The 21237-nt window shown below is 66.5% G+C and carries 13 protein-coding genes and 1 tRNA gene; 10 read left to right on the top strand and 4 right to left on the bottom strand.

The genetic code is table 11. From position 1 onward, the window contains the following. Positions 1-105: 105 nt before the first annotated feature. A tRNA-Arg gene (locus BRAS3809_RS33520) sits at positions 106-182 on the bottom strand. Positions 183-707: 525 nt separating this feature from the next. On the opposite strand from BRAS3809_RS33520, the gene BRAS3809_RS33515 reads away from it, so the two are divergent. From BRAS3809_RS33515 to BRAS3809_RS33490, 6 genes are all read left to right on the top strand, one after another. Beyond that, positions 708-5939: an alpha-2-macroglobulin family protein gene (locus tag BRAS3809_RS33515; RefSeq protein ID WP_008966454.1), complete on the top strand. Its 5232-nt coding sequence runs from the start codon at positions 708-710 to the stop codon at positions 5937-5939. A gap of 101 nt (positions 5940-6040) precedes the next feature. Continuing rightward, a complete protein-coding gene (gene pbpC / locus BRAS3809_RS33510; protein ID WP_035660324.1) occupies positions 6041-8161 on the top strand; it encodes a penicillin-binding protein 1C in 2121 nt (706 codons plus the stop codon). A 51-nt stretch (positions 8162-8212) separates the two neighbouring features. Next, on the top strand, positions 8213-9955 hold the full coding sequence (locus BRAS3809_RS33505; protein WP_008966452.1) for an ArnT family glycosyltransferase: 1743 nt from the start codon (positions 8213-8215) through the stop codon (positions 9953-9955). Then, positions 9956-10741 carry a phosphatase PAP2 family protein gene (locus BRAS3809_RS33500; protein ID WP_008966451.1) on the top strand — a complete coding sequence of 262 codons (786 nt, stop codon included), beginning with the start codon at positions 9956-9958 and terminating at the stop codon, positions 10739-10741. Between the two features lie 93 nt (positions 10742-10834). After that, a complete protein-coding gene (locus BRAS3809_RS33495; RefSeq protein WP_008966450.1) occupies positions 10835-11572 on the top strand; it encodes a glycosyltransferase family 2 protein in 738 nt (245 codons plus the stop codon). Next, a complete protein-coding gene (locus tag BRAS3809_RS33490; protein WP_035645206.1) occupies positions 11572-11910 on the top strand; it encodes a lipid-A-disaccharide synthase N-terminal domain-containing protein in 339 nt (112 codons plus the stop codon). Before BRAS3809_RS33495 ends, BRAS3809_RS33490 begins: the two co-directional genes overlap by 1 nt. A 261-nt stretch (positions 11911-12171) precedes the next feature. On the opposite strand, the gene BRAS3809_RS33485 is transcribed toward BRAS3809_RS33490, so the two are convergent. Further along, a complete protein-coding gene (locus BRAS3809_RS33485; RefSeq protein WP_008966449.1) occupies positions 12172-13872 on the bottom strand; it encodes a Na/Pi cotransporter family protein in 1701 nt (566 codons plus the stop codon). Positions 13873-13996: 124 nt separating this feature from the next. Further along, positions 13997-15190, bottom strand: a complete 1194-nt coding sequence (gene metC / locus BRAS3809_RS33480) for a cystathionine beta-lyase (RefSeq protein ID WP_008966448.1) — start codon at positions 15188-15190, stop codon at positions 13997-13999. Positions 15191-15506: 316 nt separating this feature from the next. Here metC and BRAS3809_RS33475 point away from each other — a divergent pair, with 316 nt between their 5' ends. From BRAS3809_RS33475 to BRAS3809_RS33460, 4 genes are read left to right on the top strand one after another with little or no spacing between them, the layout of a single operon-like run. Then, entirely contained in the window at positions 15507-16523 is a 1017-nt protein-coding gene (locus tag BRAS3809_RS33475; protein ID WP_008966446.1) for an amino acid ABC transporter substrate-binding protein, read from the top strand. Between the two features lie 28 nt (positions 16524-16551). After that, a complete protein-coding gene (locus BRAS3809_RS33470; RefSeq protein WP_035660320.1) occupies positions 16552-17757 on the top strand; it encodes an amino acid ABC transporter permease in 1206 nt (401 codons plus the stop codon). Positions 17758-17770: 13 nt separating this feature from the next. After that, positions 17771-19291 carry an amino acid ABC transporter permease gene (locus tag BRAS3809_RS33465; RefSeq protein WP_008966444.1) on the top strand — a complete coding sequence of 507 codons (1521 nt, stop codon included), beginning with the start codon at positions 17771-17773 and terminating at the stop codon, positions 19289-19291. A 24-nt stretch (positions 19292-19315) separates the two neighbouring features. Then, positions 19316-20065, top strand: a complete 750-nt coding sequence (locus BRAS3809_RS33460; protein ID WP_008966443.1) for an amino acid ABC transporter ATP-binding protein — start codon at positions 19316-19318, stop codon at positions 20063-20065. An 82-nt stretch (positions 20066-20147) separates the two neighbouring features. On the opposite strand, the gene BRAS3809_RS33455 is transcribed toward BRAS3809_RS33460, so the two are convergent. Then, positions 20148-21182, bottom strand: coding sequence for a cysteine synthase A (locus tag BRAS3809_RS33455; protein ID WP_008966442.1), 1035 nt, complete (start codon positions 21180-21182; stop codon positions 20148-20150). Between the last annotated feature and the right edge of the window lie 55 nt (positions 21183-21237).

Genomic DNA, 21237 nt, shown 5'->3' with positions numbered 1-21237 from the left:
AGCAGCGAGGAGTTCTGAGGAATCGTTGAAAATATTTTGGGAATCTTGCGCAACACGCGCGACATAAAACTTAGTAGTATAGTCGCCGTAAGTTTTTGAAAATGTTGGCGATCCCAGCAGGACTCGAACCTGCAACCCGCGGAGTAGAAATCCGCTACTCTATCCAGTTGAGCTATGGGACCGTCGTCGCGACGTGAACGGCGAACGCGTGAACGGACACGATATGAACGGACACGACATGAACGGACCTCGCGGCCGGTTCACGGGACCGGTGCCGGCGGGCGGGGCCGGCCGGCGCGGAATCCATAGCACGGGTCATATGAAAAATCTTTGGTTTCGCCAAGAGCGGCCGAACCGGATCCGGTGATGGCGCGACCAAGCGGAGGCGGAGGAGGGCTTTGCGCCGTTTTCCGCGTCGGTGGCGCCGGATGAACGGCGGCCGCGGGCCTTGCCGGGTTGCCATGCGCTGTGAATTGCCGTTGATGATTCCATTTTCCCGGCTGCGGCGAGGCGCCGGTGGCCGCCCCGGCCAAGGTCCGCTATCCTGGTCCGCTCTCCTGGCCGCCACAACCTTTGCCATCAGTCCGTCACCATTTCGCGTCCATTCTGGCCACGAATCGGCCAAACACGGCCGGCGTCCCGTCCCGACGCGCCGTCCCAGAGATCTCCGCACAACACGTCTCGAGAACCGTCCAAGGAGCTGTCCCATGATCGGTCTGGTTCGCGCCGCCGCCGTCTGCGCCGTCATGGCGCTCGGCCTCGTCTCCGCCGGGTCCGCGGCGCTCGCCGCCGACAAGGCGTTCAAGCGCGACGACCTCGCGGATGCCGCGATCAAGCTGGAGGCGCAGATCAAGACCGAGGCGGGGGCGGTGAACAAGCCGCTCGCGACGCTCCGCACCGATGCCGACGCGGCGCTGCGGCGCAACGACCTGCGCACCGGCCTGCAGATCCTCGGGCAGATCGCGACCGCCGCGCCGGAGGATTCCGGCAACTGGCTGCGGCTGGCGCGAACGGTGATGACCCAGATCTGGCCGGCCAATGCATCGGAGAAGACGTTCCTGCTGGAGCGCGCCTCGACCGCGGCCTACATCGCCTATCAGCGCGCCGGCAATGCCGGCGAGGAGGCCGATGCGCTCGCCGTGCTCGGCAAGTCCATGGCCGAGCGCAAGTTGTGGCGGCCGGCGCTGGATACGCTGCGGATGTCGCTCGAGCTGCGCGAGGTCGCCGATATCAGAGGGCAGTATGAGCGGATGCGCGACGAGCACGGCTTCAAGCTGCTCGACTACACCGTGGATTCGGACTCGGCGAGCCCGCGCGCCTGCTTCCAGTTCTCCGAGGACCTCGCCAAGCGCACCGACTTCTCGCCCTTCGTGGCGCAGGCCGGCAATGACAAGCCGGCGCTGACCTCGGAGGACAAGCAGCTCTGCGTCGAGGGCCTCAAGCATGGCGAGCGCTACAACATCAATCTGCGCGCCGGCCTGCCATCGTCGGTCAAGGAGAGCCTGCCGAAATCGGCCGAGTTCAACATCTATGTCCGCGACCGCAAGCCGTTCGTGCGCTTCACCGGCAAGGCCTATGTGCTGCCGCGCACCGGCCAGAAGGGCATTCCGCTGGTCAGCGTCAACACGCCGGCGGTCAACATCAACGTCTTCCGGATCGGCGACCGCAATCTGATCAACACCGTCATCGACAGCGACTTCCAGCGGCCGCTGTCGAGCTATCAGCTCAGCGATCTCGGCAACGAGCGCGGCATGAAGGTGTGGAGCGGCGAGCTCTCGACCGCGATGACGCTCAACCAGGACGTCACCACGGCCTTCCCGGTCGACCAGGCGCTCAGCGACATGCAGCCGGGCGTCTATGTGATGACCGCGGCGCCGAAGGGCCCGGCCAGCGGCAATGACGAGGACAGCGGCGGCCAGCTCGCCACGCAATGGTTCATCGTCTCCGACCTCGGCGTCGCCGCGTTCTCCGGCAATGACGGCATCCACGTGTTCGTCAACTCGCTGGCGTCCACCGATCCGGTGGCGCGCGCCGAAGTGCGGCTGGTGGCGCGCAACAACGAGATCCTGGCGACGCGCAAGACCGACGAGGCCGGCCATGTGCTGTTCGAGGCCGGGCTGGCGCGCGGCGAGGGCGGGCTGTCGCCGGCGATGCTGACGGTGTCGGGCGAGAAGGCCGACTATGCCTTCCTCAGCCTGAAGACATCGGCGTTCGACCTGTCCGATCGCGGCGTCGCCGGGCGCGAGGCGCCGGCCGGGCCGGATGCCTTCGTCTATTCCGAGCGCGGCGTCTATCGCTCCAACGAGACTGTCTATCTCACCGCGCTGCTGCGCGACGGCCAGGGCAACGCCATGACCGGCACGCCGCTGACCTTGGTGGTCGAGCGCCCCGACGGCGTCGAGTTCCGCCGCGCCGTGCTGCCCGACCAGGGCGCCGGCGGGCGCTCGCTGAGCGTGGCGCTCAATTCGGCGGTGCCGACCGGGACCTATCGCGTGCGCGCCTTCACCGATCCGAAGGGCACGGCGGTCGGCGAGACCACCTTCCTGGTCGAGGACTACGTGCCCGAGCGGCTGGAATTCGACCTGTCCTCCAAGGACAAGCAGATCAAGGCTGATGCTCCGGTGGAGGTGAAGGTCGACGGCCATTTCCTCTATGGCGCGCCGGCCTCCGGCCTGCAGCTCGAGGGCGACCTGCTGGTGACGACCGCCGCGGAGCGGCCGGGCTTCCCGGGCTATCAGTTCGGCGTCGCCGACGAGGAGAGCGCCTCCAATGAGCGCACGCCGATCGAGGGCCTGCCGGAGACCGACGACAAGGGCGCGGCGACCTTCCCGGTCAGCCTGGCGAAGCCGCCGTCCTCCAGCCGGCCGCAGGAGGCGCAGATCTTCGTGCGCATGGCCGAGACCGGCGGCCGCGCGGTCGAGCGCAAGCTCACTCTGCCGGTGGCGCCGAAGGCGGCGCAGATCGGCATCAAGCCGTCGTTCTCGGGCAAGAGCGTCGGCGAGGGCGACAAGGCCGAGTTCGACATCGTGTTCGTCTCGCCGGAGGGCAAGACGCTGGCGCGCAACGGCTTGCGCTACGAGCTCCTGAAGATCGAGTCGCGCTATCAGTGGTATCGGCAGAACGCCTATTGGGAGTACGAGCCGGTGAAGTCGACGAAGCGCGTCGGCGACGGCGACGTCACGATATCGGCGAGCAAGCCGGCGCGGCTGAGCTTCCAGCCGGAGGCGGGACGCTACCGGCTCGACGTCAAGTCGGCGGATGCCGATGGACCGGTGACCTCGCTGCAGTTCGACGTCGGCTGGTACACCGATGGCAGCGCCGACACGCCGGATCTCCTGGAGACCTCGCTCGACAAGCCGCAATACCAGTCGGGCGACACGATGGTGGTGACCGTCAATGCGCGCACCGCCGGCAAGCTCACGGTCAACGTGCTCGGCGACCGGCTGCTGACGACGCAGACCACCGAGGTCAAGGAAGGCACCAACCAGGTCAGGCTCCCCGTCGGCAAGGACTGGGGCACGGGCGCGTATGTCGTGACGACGCTCCGGCGTCCGCTCGATGCGGCCGCGCAGCGCATGCCGGGCCGCGCGCTCGGCGTCGCCTGGTTCGGCATCGACAAATCGGCGCGCACGCTGAATGTCGCGCTGACGCCGCCGGCGCTGGTGCGGCCGGGCTCCAGCTTGAAGATCCCGGTCAAGATCGGCGGGCTCAATCCCGGCGAGGACGCCAAGATCGTCATCGCGGCGGTCGACGTCGGCATCCTGAATCTGACCAACTACAAGCCGCCGGCGCCGGATGACTATTACCTCGGCCAGCGCCAGCTCTCGGCCGAGATCCGCGATCTCTATGGCCAGCTGATCGACGGCATGCAGGGCACGCGCGGCCAGATCCGCTCCGGCGGTGACGGCGGCGGCGCCGAGCTGCAGGGCTCGCCCCCGACGCAGAAGCCCTTGGCGCTGTATTCTGGCATCGTCACCGTCGGGCCGGACGGCACGGCGGAGGTGAGCTTCGACATTCCGGAGTTCGCCGGCACGGCGCGTGTCATGGCGGTGGCCTGGAGCGCGACCAAGGTCGGCCGCGCCAACATCGATGTCACCGTGCGCGATCCCGTGGTGCTGACGGCGACCCTGCCGCGGTTCCTGCTGTCGGGCGACCGCGGCACGCTGTCGTTCGACGTCGACAACGTCGAGGGCGCGCCGGGCGATTATGTCGTGGCCCTCAAGGCGAGCGGGCCGGTCAAGGTGTCCGGCAATGCCAATGTCACGCTGAAGCTCGCGGCCAAACAGCGCTCGTCATCGACCTTGCCGCTCGATGCCTCCGGCACCGGCACGGCGCAGCTCGATGTCGACATCAAGGGGCCGAATGGCCTATCGCTGGCGCGGCATTATCAGCTCGACGTCAAGCCGGCGACGCAGGTGCTGGCGCGGCGCTCGATCCGGACCTTGGCCAAGGGCGAGAGCCTGACGCTGACGTCGGACATGTTCAGTGATCTCGTGGCGGGCACCGGCACGGTGTCGCTGTCGGCGGGGCTGTCGACCGCGCTCGACGCGGCGACCATCCTCAAGGCGCTCGACCGTTATCCGCATGGCTGCTCGGAGCAGATCACCAGCCGCGCGATGCCGCTGCTCTATGTCAACGAGCTCGCGGCCGGCGCGCATCTGGCGATGGACACCGAGGTCGACCAGCGCATCCGCGACTCCATTGACCGGCTGCTGGCGCGGCAGGGCTCGAACGGCTCGTTCGGGCTGTGGTCGGCCGGCGGCGACGATCCGTGGCTGGATGCCTATGTCACGGACTTCCTGACCCGCGCCCGCGAAAAGGGCTTTGCAGTGCCCGACGTGCTGTTCAAGAGCGCGCTCGACCGCGTCAGGAACTCGGTCGTCAATGCCGAGGAGCCGGAGAAAACCGGCGGCCGCGATCTGGCCTACGGCCTCTACGTGCTGGCGCGCAATGGCGCGGCGCCGATCGGCGACCTGCGCTATCTCGCCGACACCAAGCTCGGCAATCTGGCAACTCCAATCGCCAAGGCGCAGCTCGCAGCCGCGCTGGCGCTGGTCGGCGACCGCGCCCGCGCCGAGCGGGTCTATGGCGCTGCCGCCGACAGCCTCGCGCCGAAGCCGGTGCTGGTGTTCGGCCGCACCGACTACGGCTCGGACCTGCGGGACGCCGCGGCGCTGGTGTCGCTGGCCGGCGAGGGCAACGCACCGCGCGCGACGCTGACGCAAGCGGTGGCCCGCGTCGAGGCCGCGCGCGGGCTGACGCCGTACACCTCGACGCAGGAGAATGCGTGGATGGTGCTGGCGGCGCGCGCGCTCGCCAAGGAGACGCTGACGCTGGATGTGAACGGGCAGGCGGTGAAGCAGGCGATGTACCGCAGCTACAAGGCGGCCGAGCTCACCGGCCAGCCGCTGAAGATCACCAACACCGGCGAGGCGCCGGTGCAGGCGGTGGTCTCGGTCTCCGGCTCGCCGCTGACGCCGGAGCCGGCGGCCTCGAACGGCTTCAAGATCGAGCGCAGCTACTACACGCTCGACGGCAAGCCGGCCGACATCAAGACCGTGAAGCAGAACGACCGCTTCGCGGTGGTGCTGAAGGTCACCGAGGCCAAGCCGGAATACGGGCACATCATGGTGTCGGACTATCTGCCGGCGGGGCTGGAGATCGACAATCCGCATCTGGTGTCGTCGGGCGACAGCGGCACGCTGGACTGGATCGAGGACGGCCAGGAACCGGTCAACACCGAGTTCCGCGACGACCGCTTCACCGCCGCGCTCGACCGTGCCGCGAACGCCAAGTCAGTGTTCACGGTCGCCTACGTCGTCCGCGCGGTGTCGCCGGGCAAATATGTGCTGCCGCAGGCCTATGTCGAGGACATGTACAATCCCTCGCGCTATGGTCGGACCGGGACGGGCTCCGTGGAGGTCCGCGCGGCGAAATGAGCGAGGGTGCGACCAACGATGATGGACGCACGGCGGAACTCCATTCTCCGTCGTCATGGCCGGGCTTGACCGGGCCATTCACGACCGCACGCGAGGACGGCATGGATGCCCGGGTCAAGCCCGGGCATGACGAAAGGAGAGGGCACGTCGCAAAACGTATAGCGGCGCTTGCGCTCCTGCTCATCTTGGTCATAGCGACGGCCTTAGGCGCCTACACCCTCTCCCTCGGCCCGCTGCCGCTGCAGGAGGCCAAAGCCGTCTCGACCACCGTGGTCGATCGCCACGGCAAGCTGCTGCGCGCCTATGCGATGGCGGATGGGCGGTGGCGGCTGCCGGTCAGCGCCAGGAAGGACGTCGATCCGACCTATCTGAAGCTGCTGTTCGCCTATGAGGACCAACGCTTCTACGACCATCACGGCGTCGACCCGCGTGCGCTGGCGCGTGCCGCGATCCAGCTCGGCTCGCATGGCCACATCGTCTCCGGCGGCTCCACGATCACCATGCAACTGGCCCGACTGCTCGAGCCGCGGCGGCAGCGCTCGCTGCATGCGAAGCTGCGGCAGATCGTGCGCGCGCTCGAGCTCGAGCGAAAGCTCAGCAAGGACGAGATCCTCGATCTCTATCTGGCGCTCGCGCCTTACGGCGGCAATCTCGAAGGCATCCGCGCCGCCTCGATCGCCTATTTCGGCAAGGAGCCGAAGCGGCTGTCGCTGGCGGAAGCCGCGCTGCTGGTGGCGCTGCCGCAGTCGCCGGAGACGCGCCGGCTCGACCGTCATCCCGAAGCGGCGCGCCGCGGCCGCGATCGCGTGCTCGACCGCATGGTGTCGGAGAACGTGATCTCGGCCGACGAGGCCGCGCAGGCCAAGGCGCAGCCCGTGCCGGCGTTGCGCAAGCCGATGCCGATCCTGGCGCCGCATGCCGCCGACCAGGCCGCGGCCGCCGTGAAGGACCAGCCGGTCATCCGGCTGACGCTGGATTCCTCCTTGCAGAAGGTGCTGGAGCCGCTGGCGCGCGACCGCGCCGTCGCGCTGGGACCGAACGTCTCGGTCGGCATCATCGTCGTCGACAATGACAGCGGCGACGTGCTCGCCCATGTCGGCTCGGCTGACTATTTCGACGAGAAGCGGGCAGGGCAGGTCGACATGACGCGCGCGGTGCGCTCGCCCGGCTCGACGCTCAAGCCCTTCATCTATGGCCTCGCTTTCGAGGATGGTTTCGTGCATCCGGAGAGCCTGATCGAGGACCGCCCGGTGCGCTTCGGCTCCTACGCGCCGGAGAATTTCGACATGACGTTCCAGGGCACGGTGCCGGTGCGCAAGGCGCTGCAGCTGTCCCTGAACGTCCCCGCGATCGTGCTGCTGGATCGCGTCGGCGCCAGCCGGCTGTCGTCGCGGCTCAAGCAGGCCGGCGGCAACCTCGTGCTGCCGAAGGACGAGGCACCGGGCCTTGCGATGGGGCTCGGCGGCGTCGGCGTGACCTTGCAGGATCTTGCTCAGCTCTATGCCGGGTTCCCGCGGCTGGGCACCACCAGGCCGCTGCGCGAGATCATGGCCGCCGACGACAAGGACGACGGGCGCGAGCCGATGCGGCTGATGGATGCGGTGGCCGCCTGGCAGGTCGGCAACGTGCTCCTGGGCACGCCGCCGCCGGAGAACGCCGCGCGCAACCGCATCGCCTTCAAGACCGGCACCAGCTACGGCTACCGCGACGCGTGGTCGGTCGGTTTCGACGGCCGCGTCACGATCGGCGTCTGGGTCGGCCGCCCGGATGGTGCGCCGGTTCCCGGACTTGTCGGTCGCGTCGTCGCGGCGCCGATCCTGTTCGACGCCTTCGCCCGCAGCGGCAGGCTGCCCGCGGCCTTGCCCAAACCGCCCAAGGGAGCGCTGGTCGCCAACAATTCAAAGTTGCCGCTGCCGCTGCGCCGGTTCCGTCCGATCGGCGAACTCGTCCGCACCGGCGCCGAGCAGGCGCCGCACATCCAGTTCCCGCTGAATGGCTCGCGCATCGACGTGGACCGCTCGGGCGGCCCCGAGGCGTCAGTGATGCCGGTGAAGGTCTCGGGCGGCGTGCTGCCGCTGACGATGATGGTGAACGGCCTGCCGGTCGGCGAGATCGACAGCCGGCGCCAGCGCCTGATCGATCCGCCGGGGCCGGGCTTTGCCCGCCTGACCGTGATCGACGCCACGGGCGCGGCGGACACAGTTGTGGTCAGAATCCAGTGACCGTTCGCTAAGCGGTTGTCGGCATGGTGGTTTCAGCGTATTCGGAACCCCATGGTCGAGACCTATGCCCGCCCCCGTTTTGGAGAGCCGCGCGAGCCGAAGAACCTGGTGAATCCGGGCAATCGGCTGGTGCGGATGATCGATGCCGTCACCGTGAGCCATGCCAGGGCGGTCGCGTTCCTGCTCGTCTGCGGCTTGCTGCTGTTCCTGCCCGGCTTCTTCACGATCCCGCCGGTCGATCGCGACGAGGCGCGCTTCGCGCAGGCCACCAAGCAGATGGTCGAGAGCGGCGATTACGTCGACATCCGCTTCCAGGACGACGTGCGCTACAAGAAGCCCGTCGGCATCTACTGGTTGCAATCGGCGGCCGTTGAGACCGCATCGGCGATCGGACTGCCGCGCGCGCAGCTGCGCATCTGGGTCTATCGCATTCCCTCGCTGATCGGTGCCATCGGTGCCGTGCTGCTGACCTATTGGACCGCGCTCGCCTTCGTCACGCGGCGCGGCGCCGTGTTCGCCGCCTTGTTGATGTGCTGCTCGGTCCTGCTTGGCGTCGAGGCGCGTCTGGCCAAGACCGACGCGATGCTGCTGTTCACCGTGGTCGCCGCAATGGGCGCGCTGGCACGCGTCTACCTGTCGTGGCAGCGCGGCGAGGATCCGGAGCATCCGCCGTGGGGACCGCCGGCGATCTTCTGGACCGCCATTGCGGTCAGCATTCTGGTCAAGGGTCCGCTGATCCTGATGCCGGTGGGCTTCACGATCATCTCGCTTGCGATCATGGATCGCGGGGCCGGCTGGCTCTGGCGCTTGCGCCCGCTCTGGGGCCTGATGTGGCTGCTGGTTCTGGTGCTGCCCTGGTTCGTGCTGATCTTCCTGCGCGCGGGCGACGCGTTCTTTGCGGACTCGGTTGGTGGCGACATGCTCGCCAAGATCTCGGCCCAGGAGTCGCATGGCGCTCCGCCCGGGCTCTATCTGCTGCTGTTCTTCGTCACCTTCTGGCCCGGCGCGCCCCTGGCGTTGATGGCGGCGCCCGCGGTGTGGCGCGCGCGTCGCGAGCCGGGCGCACAGTTCCTGCTGGCGTGGCTCGTGCCGTCCTGGATCGTCTTCGAGGCCGCGTTGACCAAGCTGCCGCACTACGTGCTGCCGCTCTATCCCGCGATCGCCATCCTCACGGTCGGCGCGCTGGAGCGGCGCGTGCTGTCGCGCTCCTGGTTGCGGCGCGGCGCGGCCTGGTGGTTCGCGATTCCCGCCATCACCTCGGTCGTCGCCGTGATCGGCGCCATCATCGTCACGCACCAGCCGGTGTTCCTGGCCTGGCCATTCGTCGCGGTGTCGCTGATCTTCGGCCTGTTCGCGTGGTGGCTCTATGATGACGGCCGCGCCGAGCGCTCGCTGCTGAATGCGGCCGTCGCGGCGATGTTCCTCGCCTTCGTGGTCTATGGCGCGGTGCTGCCGGCGCTGACGCCGCTGTTCCCGAGCGCCGAGATTGCGCGCGCGCTGCGCAACGTCGTCTGCGTCGGGCCCAAGGCGGCCGCGGCCGGCTTCCACGAGCCCAGCCTCGTGTTCATGACGGGCACGTCGACGCAGTTGACGGACGGCTCGGGTGCGGCCGACTTCCTCAGCCAGGGCACCTGCCGCTTCGCCCTGGTCGAGCAGCGCACCGAGCGTGCCTTCGTGCAGCGGGCCGAGGCGATCGGGCTTCGCTACAACGTCGCCCGGCGGATCGACGGCTACAACATTTCGCAGGGCCGCCCGGTCTCGATTGCGATCTATCGGTCGGAAGGCACCGAATAGATGTCGTCCGAGACCCCTTCGTCATCGTCCTATGTCGCCCAACTCGCGATGGTGGGCAAGTTCTCGCTCGGCCGCCTGGTGCGTCGGCCGCAGACGGCGCCGGACGCTGCAGCCTGGCGGCACCTGTCGCGCCAGCTCCTGCTGCTCGGCGCCGTCGGCGTCGGCACGATCCTGCTGCTGATGCTCGCCTTCGACGCCTACGAGATCGGGCTGATGCCCGCCCGCGGCACGCCGAGCCTGTGGCCCTGGCGCATCGTCACCGAGTTCGGTCAGGATGAGTACGTCATCAGCGTCCTCGCCGTCGGCGTCGTCGTCACGATCCTGATCGCCCCGCTATGGCCCGAGGCGACGCGCAGCCGGCTGCTGAACTTCGCGACCCACATGCAGTATTTCTTCTTCGCGGTGGTGACCTCGGTGCTCGCCGCGCAGGTGCTGAAATACATCATCGGCCGCGGCCGTCCCTTTGTCGGCGGCAAGGCGAATGCCTTCAACTTCGACCCGTTCAACGGCACGCCGGCCTATTTCAGCATGCCCTCTGCCCACGCCGTGACCGCCGTCGCACTGGCTTTCGCCGTGGCTGCAGTCTGGCCGCGGCTGCGCATCCCCATGTTCATCTACGCCGTGATCATCGTCGTGAGCCGGCTGGTGCTGCTCGCTCATCATCCGAGCGACGTGGTCGCCGGTGCCGTGGTCGGCCTCGTCTGCGCCATGCTGGTCCGCTACTGGTTCGCAGCACGCCGGCTCGGTTTCCGTCTGTCCAAGGACGGTCGGATCGTACCGCGCTAGGGGGTTGCGAGCGGGGCCCAAGCCCCATAATAAGCCCCCGCCGCCGCAGTGCCGGGCAGGAACCGGTCCGATCACGCCATCACGAGTCCCATCTTGTCGAGCGAAACCCCCGTTGCCGTCTCCATCGTCGTTCCCGTGCGCAATGAGGCCGGCAACATCACGCCGCTGATCACCGAGATCGCAGCTGCGCTCGACGGTCTCTGGCCGTACGAGATCATCTACGTCAACGACGGCTCGACCGACGACACCGCGCAGCGACTCGCCGAGGAGATGGCGCGGCGGCCGAACCTGCGCGTCTTGCGGCACGAGACATCCACCGGCCAATCGGCTGCGGTTCGCAGCGGCATCCGCGCGGCCCGTGGCGGGATGGTGGCCACGCTGGACGGCGATGGCCAGAACAATCCGGCGTTCCTGCCCGACCTGATCGCCGCCCTCGAAAAGGGCGGCGCCGGCGTCGGCCTCGTCGCGGGCCAGCGCGTCGGCCGCAAGGACACCGGATTCAAGAAGCTGCAATCGCGGCTCGCCAACAAGATCCGCAACGCTGTGCTGCACGACGGCACCCGCGACACCGGCTGTGGGCTCAAGGCGGTGCGCCGCGACGTGTTCCTGATGATGCCGTATTTCGATGGTCTGCACCGCTTCCTGCCGGCGCTGGTGCGCCGCGAAGGCTATGACATCGCCTATATCGACGTGATCGATCGCCCGCGGCATTCGGGCGTGTCGAACTACGGCTTCTTCGACCGGCTGTGGATCGGGATCATGGATCTCGCCGGCGTGTGGTGGCTGATCCGCCGCAAGAAGCCGACGCCGGTCGCGACCGAGGTGAGATGATGCTGATTCAATTCGGGCAGGCGTTCAGCAACTATCTCTACGACATCTTCATCGCCAAGTTCGATTTCTGGCTCGTGTTCGGCCTCGCCGCCCAGCTCGCCTTTGCGGCGAGATTCCTGGTGCAATGGATCGCGAGCGAGCGCGCCGGCAAGAGCGTCGTGCCGCTCGCCTTCTGGTTCTTCTCGATCGGCGGCGGACTGATGACGCTGATCTACGGCCTCGTGAAGCGCGAGCCCGTCATCATCTTCGGCCAGCTGCTGTCGAACGTCATCTACGTCCGCAACGTCATGCTGATCTTCAAGAACCGGCAGAAGGAATCGCAGACGCTGAGCAACTGAGCGGGCGCCTCACTTTCCGGCACGGGTTGGCGCCGCAGCCGAGCGGACTTCAAGCGTTTCAAGCCGACCGTCATTCCGGGGCAAGGCCGCAGGCCTTGAACCCGGAATCCCGAGATTGGCTTGCGTTCATTTTCAACAATATCGAGATTCCGGGTTCAATCGCGAAGCGCAGCCGCTTGGCGGCTGCACTGCGCGATTGCCCCGGAATGACACGCTGGGCGTGGTACGGCGTGGGAGGTCGGCCGACAGTATGCGTGACGCTCAGCGCGGGAGCGGCTGGGCACGCGATGCGGTGGGCAGAGCAGCGACGGCGCCCCCGTTCTGCGCTCCCTCGCTTCGGCGCCTCGTCACCTCTCCCGCCGCATCCAGCACGGGATAGGCGACCGAGCAGATGTGCGAGTGGATGCGGCGGAGATCGCGCAGCACGTCGAGGTGCAGCGATGTCGTTTCCAGCGTTTCGGAACGCCCTTCACGCAGGCGCTCGAGATGCCGTTCCGTGGCGGCGAGCTCGGCGTTGCGCAGCTCGGCCTTCTGGTCGAGCAGCCGATGCGCCTGCTGCGCGTCGCCCGACATGAAGATGCCGAAGGCGATGCGCAGCGCTTCCATGATCTGGCGATGGAACGCCTGCAGCTCGTCGGCGCCTTCGATCGAGAACTGGAAGCGCCGCTTGATCTTCTTGGTGGCGAGCTCGCTCAGATTCTTGTCGATGATGTCGCCGATATGCTCGAGATTGATCGCCAGGGAGATGATCTCCATCGCGCGCTTGCCCTCGCGCTCGTCCAGGCTGCCGCGCGTCAGCTTGGTGATGTAGAGCTTGATCGCCTCGTCGAGCCGGTCGACGACATTGTCGTTGCGCGAGACCTGATCGACGAGGCTGCGATCGTTGGTCATCATCGCCGTCATCACGTTGCGCAGCATGGTCTCGACCACGTCGCCCATGCGCAGCGTCTCGCGCGCGGCATCAGCCAGCGCCAGAGACGGGGTTTCCAGCGCGGTCTCGTCCAGGTAGCGCGGCTTGGCCGGATCGACCTCGGCCCGGCGGTCCGGGAACAGCCGGACCAGGAGCTTCTCAACTCCGCCGAGCAGGCCGATGAACATCACGGCCGTGCCCAGATTGAAGGCCATGTGGAACTGAGCGGTCAGCTTCGACAGATCGGGCTGCCAGAGCTGCAATTGCGCTGCCAGCGGCTGCAGGAACGGCGCGATCAATGCGACGCCGATGACGCGGTTGAGAAGATTGCCGACCGGCAGGCGATAGCTCGCCGGATTGTCGCGCTTGGCGCCTTCGAACACCGGATTGACGGCGCTGCCGAGATTGGCGCCCAGCACCAGCGCCAAGGCCGCGTCGGCGGTGATGAAATGCGCATAGGCGAGCGACATCACCAGCAGCACGCTGGCGACGCTGGAATGCACGATCCAGGTGACGACGGCGCCAAAGACGACGCACAGCGTCACGTCCGCCGTGATGGCCTGCATGAAGACACGCATGGCCGGCGCCTGTTCCGCCGGCGCCAGGGTATCGATCAGGATATGAAGCGACAGCAGCATCAGGCCAAGGCCGATGGAGACGCGGCCGAGATCCTTGATGCGCGATCGCGGTCCGCTGCGGAACGCCACGAGCCCGAGCACGAACAGCACCGGCGCGACAGCCGCGACATTGAACGACAGCACCTGCACGATCAGCGTCGTGCCGATATTGGCGCCGAGCATGATCGCGAGCGCCGGGATCAGGCCGACGAGGCCTTCCGCCGCGAACGACGTGGTGATGAGCGCGGTCGCCGTGCTGCTCTGGAGCAGGGCGGTGAGGCCGACGCCGGCGAGCAGGGCGCTGAAACGGTTGCGCAGCGCGCGCGACAGCAACAGCCGGAGATCCGGTCCAAACGCACGCAGGATGCCGCTGTGGACCATGTGAAGGCCCCACAGCAGCAACGCGACGCCGCCCATCAGATCGAGCAGAACCATGATTCCCGTTCATGTTCGTGAGCCCTGCTGCGAAGGCTACGCCCAATCGGCTGGGGATCAACGCTAATTTGTCGGCCCTGCGTGCCCGATCGCAGGGCGTTCCGGTTGCCGCCGAAGGATGTGATCAGGCGGCGTTGAAGGCTGCGAAGCCGCGATCGAGATCGGCCTTGAGATCCTCGACGTTCTCAAGGCCGATGTGCAGGCGCAGCGTCGGGCCGCCAGGAGCCCATGTCGTCGCGGTGCGGTAGCTCGAGCAGTCGAACGGGATCGCGAGGCTCTCGAAACCGCCCCATGAATAGCCCATGCCGAACAAGGTCAGCGTGTCGAGCATGGCGTCGACGGCGGCCTGCGGCTTCGGTCGCAGCACGATGCTGAACAGGCCGGAGGCGCCGGTGAAATCGCGCTTCCAGATCGCGTGGCCGGGATGGCTTTCCAGCCCCGGATGCAGCACCTCGATCACCTCGGGACGCGCGGCGAGCCAGCGCGCCATCTCGAGACCCGAGCGATGATGCTGCGCCAGCCGCACACCGAGTGTCCGAACGCCGCGCAAGGCGAGGAACACATCGTCCGGGCCGGCGCAGACGCCGAGCAGGCGGATGCCTTCGGAGATCAGCGGCCAGGCCTTCGCATTGGCCGAAATCGTGCCGAACATGATGTCGGAGTGTCCGCCGATGTATTTTGTGGCCGCCTGCATGCTGATGTCGACGCCCTGGTCGAGCGAGCGGTGGTACAGCGGCGTTGCCCAGGTGTTGTCGTCGATCACCAGCGCGCCATGCGCATGCGCGACCGCTGCAATGGCCGGGATGTCCGGCATTTCGAAGGACTGCGAGCCGGGCGCTTCGACAACCACCGCGCGTGTATTCGGTTTGAGCAGTTGCTCAATTCCTGTGCCGATCATTGGGTCGAAATAGGTCGTCTCGACGCCGTAGCGCGCCAGCATGCCGTTGCAGAAATTTCGGGTCGGACGATAGATGCTGTCGCACACCAGCACGTGGTCGCCGGCCTTGAGTACCGACAGCAGGGTCGTGGAGATGGCCGCCAGGCCGGATGGTGCGATGCCCACGCCGGCGCATTGCGGCCCCTCCAGCGCCATCAGGACTTGCTGCAGCGCCTTCGTGGTCGGCGTCCCGTGACGGCCGTACTGGAATTCACCACGGTGCGCATGCAGGTCGTCAGCGGTGGGATAGAGCACCGTCGAGCCATGGACGACCGGCGGATTCACGAATCCGTGCTGCGCCTTCGTATCCCGTCCCGCCGTGACCAGCCGTGTTTCGACGTTTTGTCGCACCGCCGAAGCGGGATCGTTCGAGGATGCCATTCGTGTGTCTTTTCTCTTTTAGTGCCGCCGGGATAGCGCAAATCGGGCCGGACTGCGGTCGTTAATAACAGAATGCAGAACAGGGCCGTCAACCCCTTGACCCGGACCGCCAGTCGTTCTGTGATGCCGACGCAATTCGATCGCTGCACGTTGAGGGGCTTGCCGCGATGTCCGCTTCATCATGCATGCACGGCGTCGCTGTGCATGCCGTGCGCCATATTGTTGGTATGGCGTTTGCAGATGCGGATTCAGGTCGGCCCTATCCACGCGTTGAGATTTCATCGCTCCCCAAGGACGACCGCGAAAGGCTGTATTTATGAAACGCGTCACTCTGGCTCTCACTCTTGCTCTCGCCCCGGTGCTGGCGAGCGTCGGCGCCCAGGCCGAAACGCTCAAGACCGTCAAGGATCGCGGCATGCTCGCCTGCGGCGTCAGCCAGGGTCTGCCCGGTTTCTCGAACCCGGACGACAAGGGCAACTGGACCGGGCTCGACGTCGACGTCTGCCGCGCCATCGCCGCCGCGATCTTCAACGATCCGACCAAGGTCAAGTTCGTACCGCTGTCCGCCAAGGACCGCTTCACTGCACTGCAGTCGGGCGAGGTGGACGTGCTGTCCCGCAACACCACCTGGACCCTGTCGCGCGACACCTCGCTGGGCGCCAACTTTGCCGGCATCACCTATTACGACGGCCAGGGCTTCATGGTGAAGAAGTCGCTCAAGGTCAATTCCGCGCTCGAGCTCAACAGCGCCTCGGTCTGCGTGCAGACCGGCACCACGACCGAACAGAACCTCGCCGACTACTTCAAGGCCAACAAGATGAAGTACGAGGTGATCGCGTTCGCCGGCGCCGACGAGACCGTGAAGGCCTATGAATCCGGCCGCTGCGACGTGTTCACCACCGACGTCTCGGGCCTCTATGCCGAGCGCCTGAAGCTCGCCAATCCGGCCGACCACGTCGTTCTGCCCGAGGTCATCTCGAAGGAGCCGCTGGGCCCGATGGTGCGTCATGGCGACGACCAGTGGTTCGACATCGTGAAGTGGACGTTGTTCGGGCTCGTCACGGCCGAGGAGATGGGCGTCACCCAGGCGAACGTCGACGAGATGGCCAAGTCCGACAAGCCCGACTTCAAGCGCGCCTTCGGTACCGACGGCAATCTCGGCGAGCAGCTCGGCCTGACCAAGGACTGGTTCTCGCGCATCGTGAAGGCGGTCGGCAATTACGGCGAGATGTATGACCGCAACGTCGGCGCCAATTCCAAGCTGCAGATCGCGCGCGGTCTGAACCAGCTCTGGAACAAGGGCGGCCTGCAATACGCGCCGCCGATCCGCTAACAGCTGCACGAGATCGGGGCTGCGGCGAATGAGTATCGAAGCGAGGCTACCGCCTGCGCAATATGGGCTTCGTCTGAAGCGCATGCTCGGAGGCAAGGCAGGATGGAACGGCATCATCCTGCAGATCCTGTTCGTCGCAGTCCTGGTGTGGGTTGGCTACGAGATCGTCGCCAACGCCCGCAGCAACCTGGCCGCCCAGCGCATCACGTCGGGCTTCGGGTTCCTCAACAACACGGCCGGGTTCGACGTGAACCAGGCCCTGATCAGCTACACCGGCTCAGACAGCTACAGCCGCGTCCTGGTGGTCGGCATCCTCAACACGCTGCTGGTGTCCGTCATCGGCATCGTGATGGCGACCATCCTCGGTTTCCTGGTGGCGCTGGGCCGGTTGTCGCCGAATGCGCTGCTGTCCCGGGTGTCGGGGGCCTATGTCGAACTGATCCGCAACCTGCCTCTGCTGTTCCAGATCCTGTTCTGGTATCTCGCGGTGCTGGCGGCCTTGCCCGGACCGCGCCAGAGCATTTCGCTGTTCTCGACCTTCTTCCTCAATAATCGCGGCTTCATCGTTCCGCGTCCGATCGAGGAACCCGGCCTGACGCCGTTCCTGATCGCGCTCGGCGTCGCGATCGTCGCCTCGCTCGGTCTGCGCTTCTACGCCCGGCGCGAATTGTTCCTGCGCGGCCACGCGATGCGGATCTGGCCCTATGTGCTGGGCATGCTGGTCGGCCTGCCGCTGGTCGCGATGCTGGTGTCTGGCGTGCCCGTGGCCTTCGAAGTGCCGGTGCTGAAGGGCTTCAACTTCGCCGGCGGCTCGCGCATCATCCCCGAGCTCGTCGCGCTGACGCTCGCGCTCACCATGTACACGGCGTCGTTCATCGCCGAGGTCGTCCGCGCCGGCATCCTCTCGGTCCACAAGGGGCAGATGGAGGCGGGGCTCTCGCTCGGCCTCGGCCGCGGCACCGTGCTGCGCCTCATCGTCGTTCCGCAGGCGCTGCGCGTGATCCTGCCGCCGCTCACCAACCAGTATCTGAACCTGACCAAGAACTCGTCGCTGGCGGTCGCCATCGGCTATCCCGACCTGGTGTCGGTGTTCGCCGGCACCACGATGAGCCAGACCGGACAGGCCATCGAGATCATCGGCATCACCATGGGTGTCTATCTGGCGCTGTCGCTGATCACGAGTGCGATCATGAGCTTCTACAGCTGGCGGCTTGGCAAGAGGCTTGGTGCATGAAGAGAGTTGGCGCATGACCGATATCACGGCCTCAACCTTCATTCGTCAGGACATGGCCGGGGAACGCCCGGCGCCGGTCAAGACGACGGGCTTCGTCGGCTTCGTCCGCACCCGCCTGTTGAATTCGCCGACCAATATCCTGCTCACCCTGGTGAGCGCACTGCTGATCTGGTTCACCGTGGTTCCCGCGCTGCAGTTCCTGCTGGTCGACGCGGTGTGGGTCGGCAAGGACCGCGAGGCGTGCCTGGCGCAGAACGCCGGTCACCCGGTCGGTGCCTGCTGGCCCTATATCGCCGCGAAGTTCGGCCAGTTCATGTATGGCTTCTATCCCGACGCCGATCGCTGGCGTGTCAACCTGACCTATGGCCTGTCGGTCGCCTTGCTGGTGCCGCTGCTGATCCAGCGGGTGCCGGGCAAGGCGCTGAACGCCGGGCTGTTCCTGTTCGCGCTGCCCGTCGTGGCCTTCTTCCTGCTCTACGGCGGCGGCCTGTCGGGCTTCGGCGTGAGCTGGACCGCGAGCGTGCTGTCGCTGGTCGCCGAAAGCATCGACACCGCCGGCAACGCGCTGGTTCGCGCCGGCGACACTGTTCCCGTTGTCGGCGTGCTGCTGTGGGCGCTCGGCAAGCTGGTCGTGCTGCTCGGACTGCTCGCCTCATGGATCGTCTGGCCGCTGGTCGGGCTTCGCGATCTGCTGCAGGCGTCTCGGCAGCCGGTATGGACCGATCTCGTGCTGACCGGCCTCGTCGTCTCGGCGCTGGTGTTCGTGATGGGCGGCGGCGTCCGGGCGATGCGCAGCGTCGTCGCCACCGCCGCGACCTTCGTCGGCATCGCCATCGTGATCGCCGTGATGGGTCTCGACCGCGGCGGCCTTCCGATCGTCGATACCAGGCTGTGGGGTGGTCTGCTGGTGACGCTGGTCGTGTCGGTCATCGGCATCGTGGCGTCGATGCCGATCGGCATTGCGCTGGCGCTCGGCCGCCGCTCCACGATTCCCCTGATCCGGATCTTCTCGATCGCCTTCATCGAGCTGGTGCGCGGCGTGCCGCTGATCACCGTGCTGTTCTTCGCCACCTACATGCTGCCGCTGTTCCTGCCGGGGAATATGCGGATCGACGGCCTGGTACGGGCTCTGATCGGCGTCGCGCTGTTCTCCGGCGCCTACATGGCCGAGGTGATCCGCGGCGGCCTGCAGGCCATTCCGCGCGGCCAGGCCGAGGCGGCGAGTGCGCTCGGCCTGTCCTGGTGGAAGACCACGAGCTTCATCGTGCTGCCGCAGGCGCTGCGCCACGTCATTCCCGGCATCGTCAACAGCTTCATCTCGCTGTTCAAGGACACCTCGCTGGTGTCGATCGTGGCGCTGTTCGACCTGCTCGGCAGCCTCAAGGCCTCGTTCGCCGATCCGGTCTGGGCGACGCCGACCACGGCCTTCACCGGCTTCGCCTTCACCGGGCTGATCTACTTCGCCTTCTGCTTCGGCATGTCACGCTACTCCCTGCTGGTCGAGCGCCGTCTCAACGCGCACCGGCGCAATTGAACAGAGATCATCGAGTACCGATCCATGGCTGCAAATCCGGCTTCCATCGTCAGCATCTCCGCGCTCAACAAATGGTACGGCGAATTCCACGTGCTGCGTGACGTCAACCTGTCCGTCGGAAAGGGCGAGCGCATCGTCATCTGCGGACCCTCGGGCTCCGGCAAGTCGACCCTGATCCGCTGCATCAACGCGCTGGAGGAGTTCCAGGAGGGCGAGATCAACGTCGACGGCATCGATCTCGGTCCGAACCTCAAGCGCGTCGACGAGGTGCGCCGCGAGGTCGGCATGGTGTTCCAGAGCTTCAACCTGTTCCCGCATCTCACCGTGCTGGAGAACTGCACGCTGGCGCCGATCTGGGTGCGCAACATTCCCCAGAAGGAAGCCGAGGCGACCGCGATGAAGTTCCTGGAGCGGGTCAAGATCCCGCATCAGGCCCACAAATATCCGGGGCAGATGTCGGGCGGTCAGCAGCAGCGCGTGGCGATCGCCCGCGCGCTGACGATGAACCCGAAGGTCATGCTGTTCGACGAGCCGACCTCGGCGCTCGATCCCGAGATGGTCAAGGAGGTGCTCGACACCATGGTCGATCTCGCCAAGGAGGGCATGACCATGCTGGTGGTGACCCACGAGATGGGCTTTGCCCGCGAGGTCGCCAACCGCGTCGTCTTCATGGACGCCGGCCAGATCATCGAATCGAACACGCCGCAGGAATTCTTCGCCAACCCGCAACATGCGCGCAGCAAGCTGTTCCTCAGCCAGATCCTGCGGCATTGAGCGGGCGAATGGCGAATGGGGAGTAGCGAATAGGTTTGGAAAACCTCGACGTGAGGGGCAGTCCCTCGCTACTCGCTGCTACTCACACAAATGGCGGCTTGATGCCGCTGCGCCGCTCCAGCCATTCCGGCACCGGCAGGTTCTTCGCGCGCATGAACTCCGGATTGTACAGCTTCGACTGATAGCGGTTGCCGGAGTCGCAGAGGATGGTCACGATGGTGTGGCCGGGACCGAGGTGTTTCGCCAACTGCACCGCGCCGGCGATGTTGATGCCGCTCGACCCGCCCAGGCACAGGCCCTCGTGCTGCAGCAGGTCGTAGATGGTGTTGACGGCGTCCTCGTCCGACACCAGGAACGCCGTGTCCACCTTGGCGGTCTCGATCACCGGGGTCACGCGGCCGATGCCGATGCCTTCGGTGATGGAATCGCCCGGCGTCGATTTGACCTCGCCGTTCTTGAACCAGCTGTACATCGCAAAGCCGTGCGGGTCGGCGCAGGCGGTGGTGATGCCGGCGTTCTTCTCCTTCAGAAAGCGGCTGGTGCCGGCCAGCGTGCCGCCGGTGCCCACTGCGCAGATGAAGCCGTCGACCTTGCCGCCGGTCTGCTCCCAGATTTCGGGGCCGGTCGATTCGTAATGCGCCTTGGCGTTGTCGAGATTGTTCCACTGGTCGGCAAACAGGACGCCATTGGGCTCGGTCTTGCGCAGCTCGTCGGCGAGCCGGCGGCCGACATGGGCATAGTTGTTGGGATTGTTGAAGGGCAGGGCCGGGACCTCGACGAGGTCTGCGCCGCAGAGCCGCAGCATCTCCTTCTTTTCCTGGCTCTGCGTTTCCGGGATCACGATCAAGGTGCGATAGCCGCGTGCGGCAGCGACAACGGCAAGGCCGATGCCGGTGTTGCCGGCGGTCGACTCGACGACAAGCCCGCCGGGCTTGAGGTCACCGCGCTTCTCGGCCTCCAGGATCATCCATTTGCCGGCGCGGTCCTTGACCGACTGGCCGGGGTTCATGAACTCGGCCTTGCCGAGAATGGTGCATCCCGTCGCCTCCGAGGCGCGCACGAGCTTGATCAGGGGCGTGTTGCCGATCGCCGCGACGACGTCGTTTCTAATGGTCATATTGCAAATACCTTGGGCAGATTCCTGAGACCAAATCTAGGAAGACCCTAGCCCA

Source organism: Bradyrhizobium sp. STM 3809 (assembly GCF_000239795.1).
Taxonomy (GTDB): Bacteria; Pseudomonadota; Alphaproteobacteria; order Rhizobiales; family Xanthobacteraceae; genus Bradyrhizobium.
This window is presented reverse-complemented; position numbering and strand designations above follow the sequence as displayed.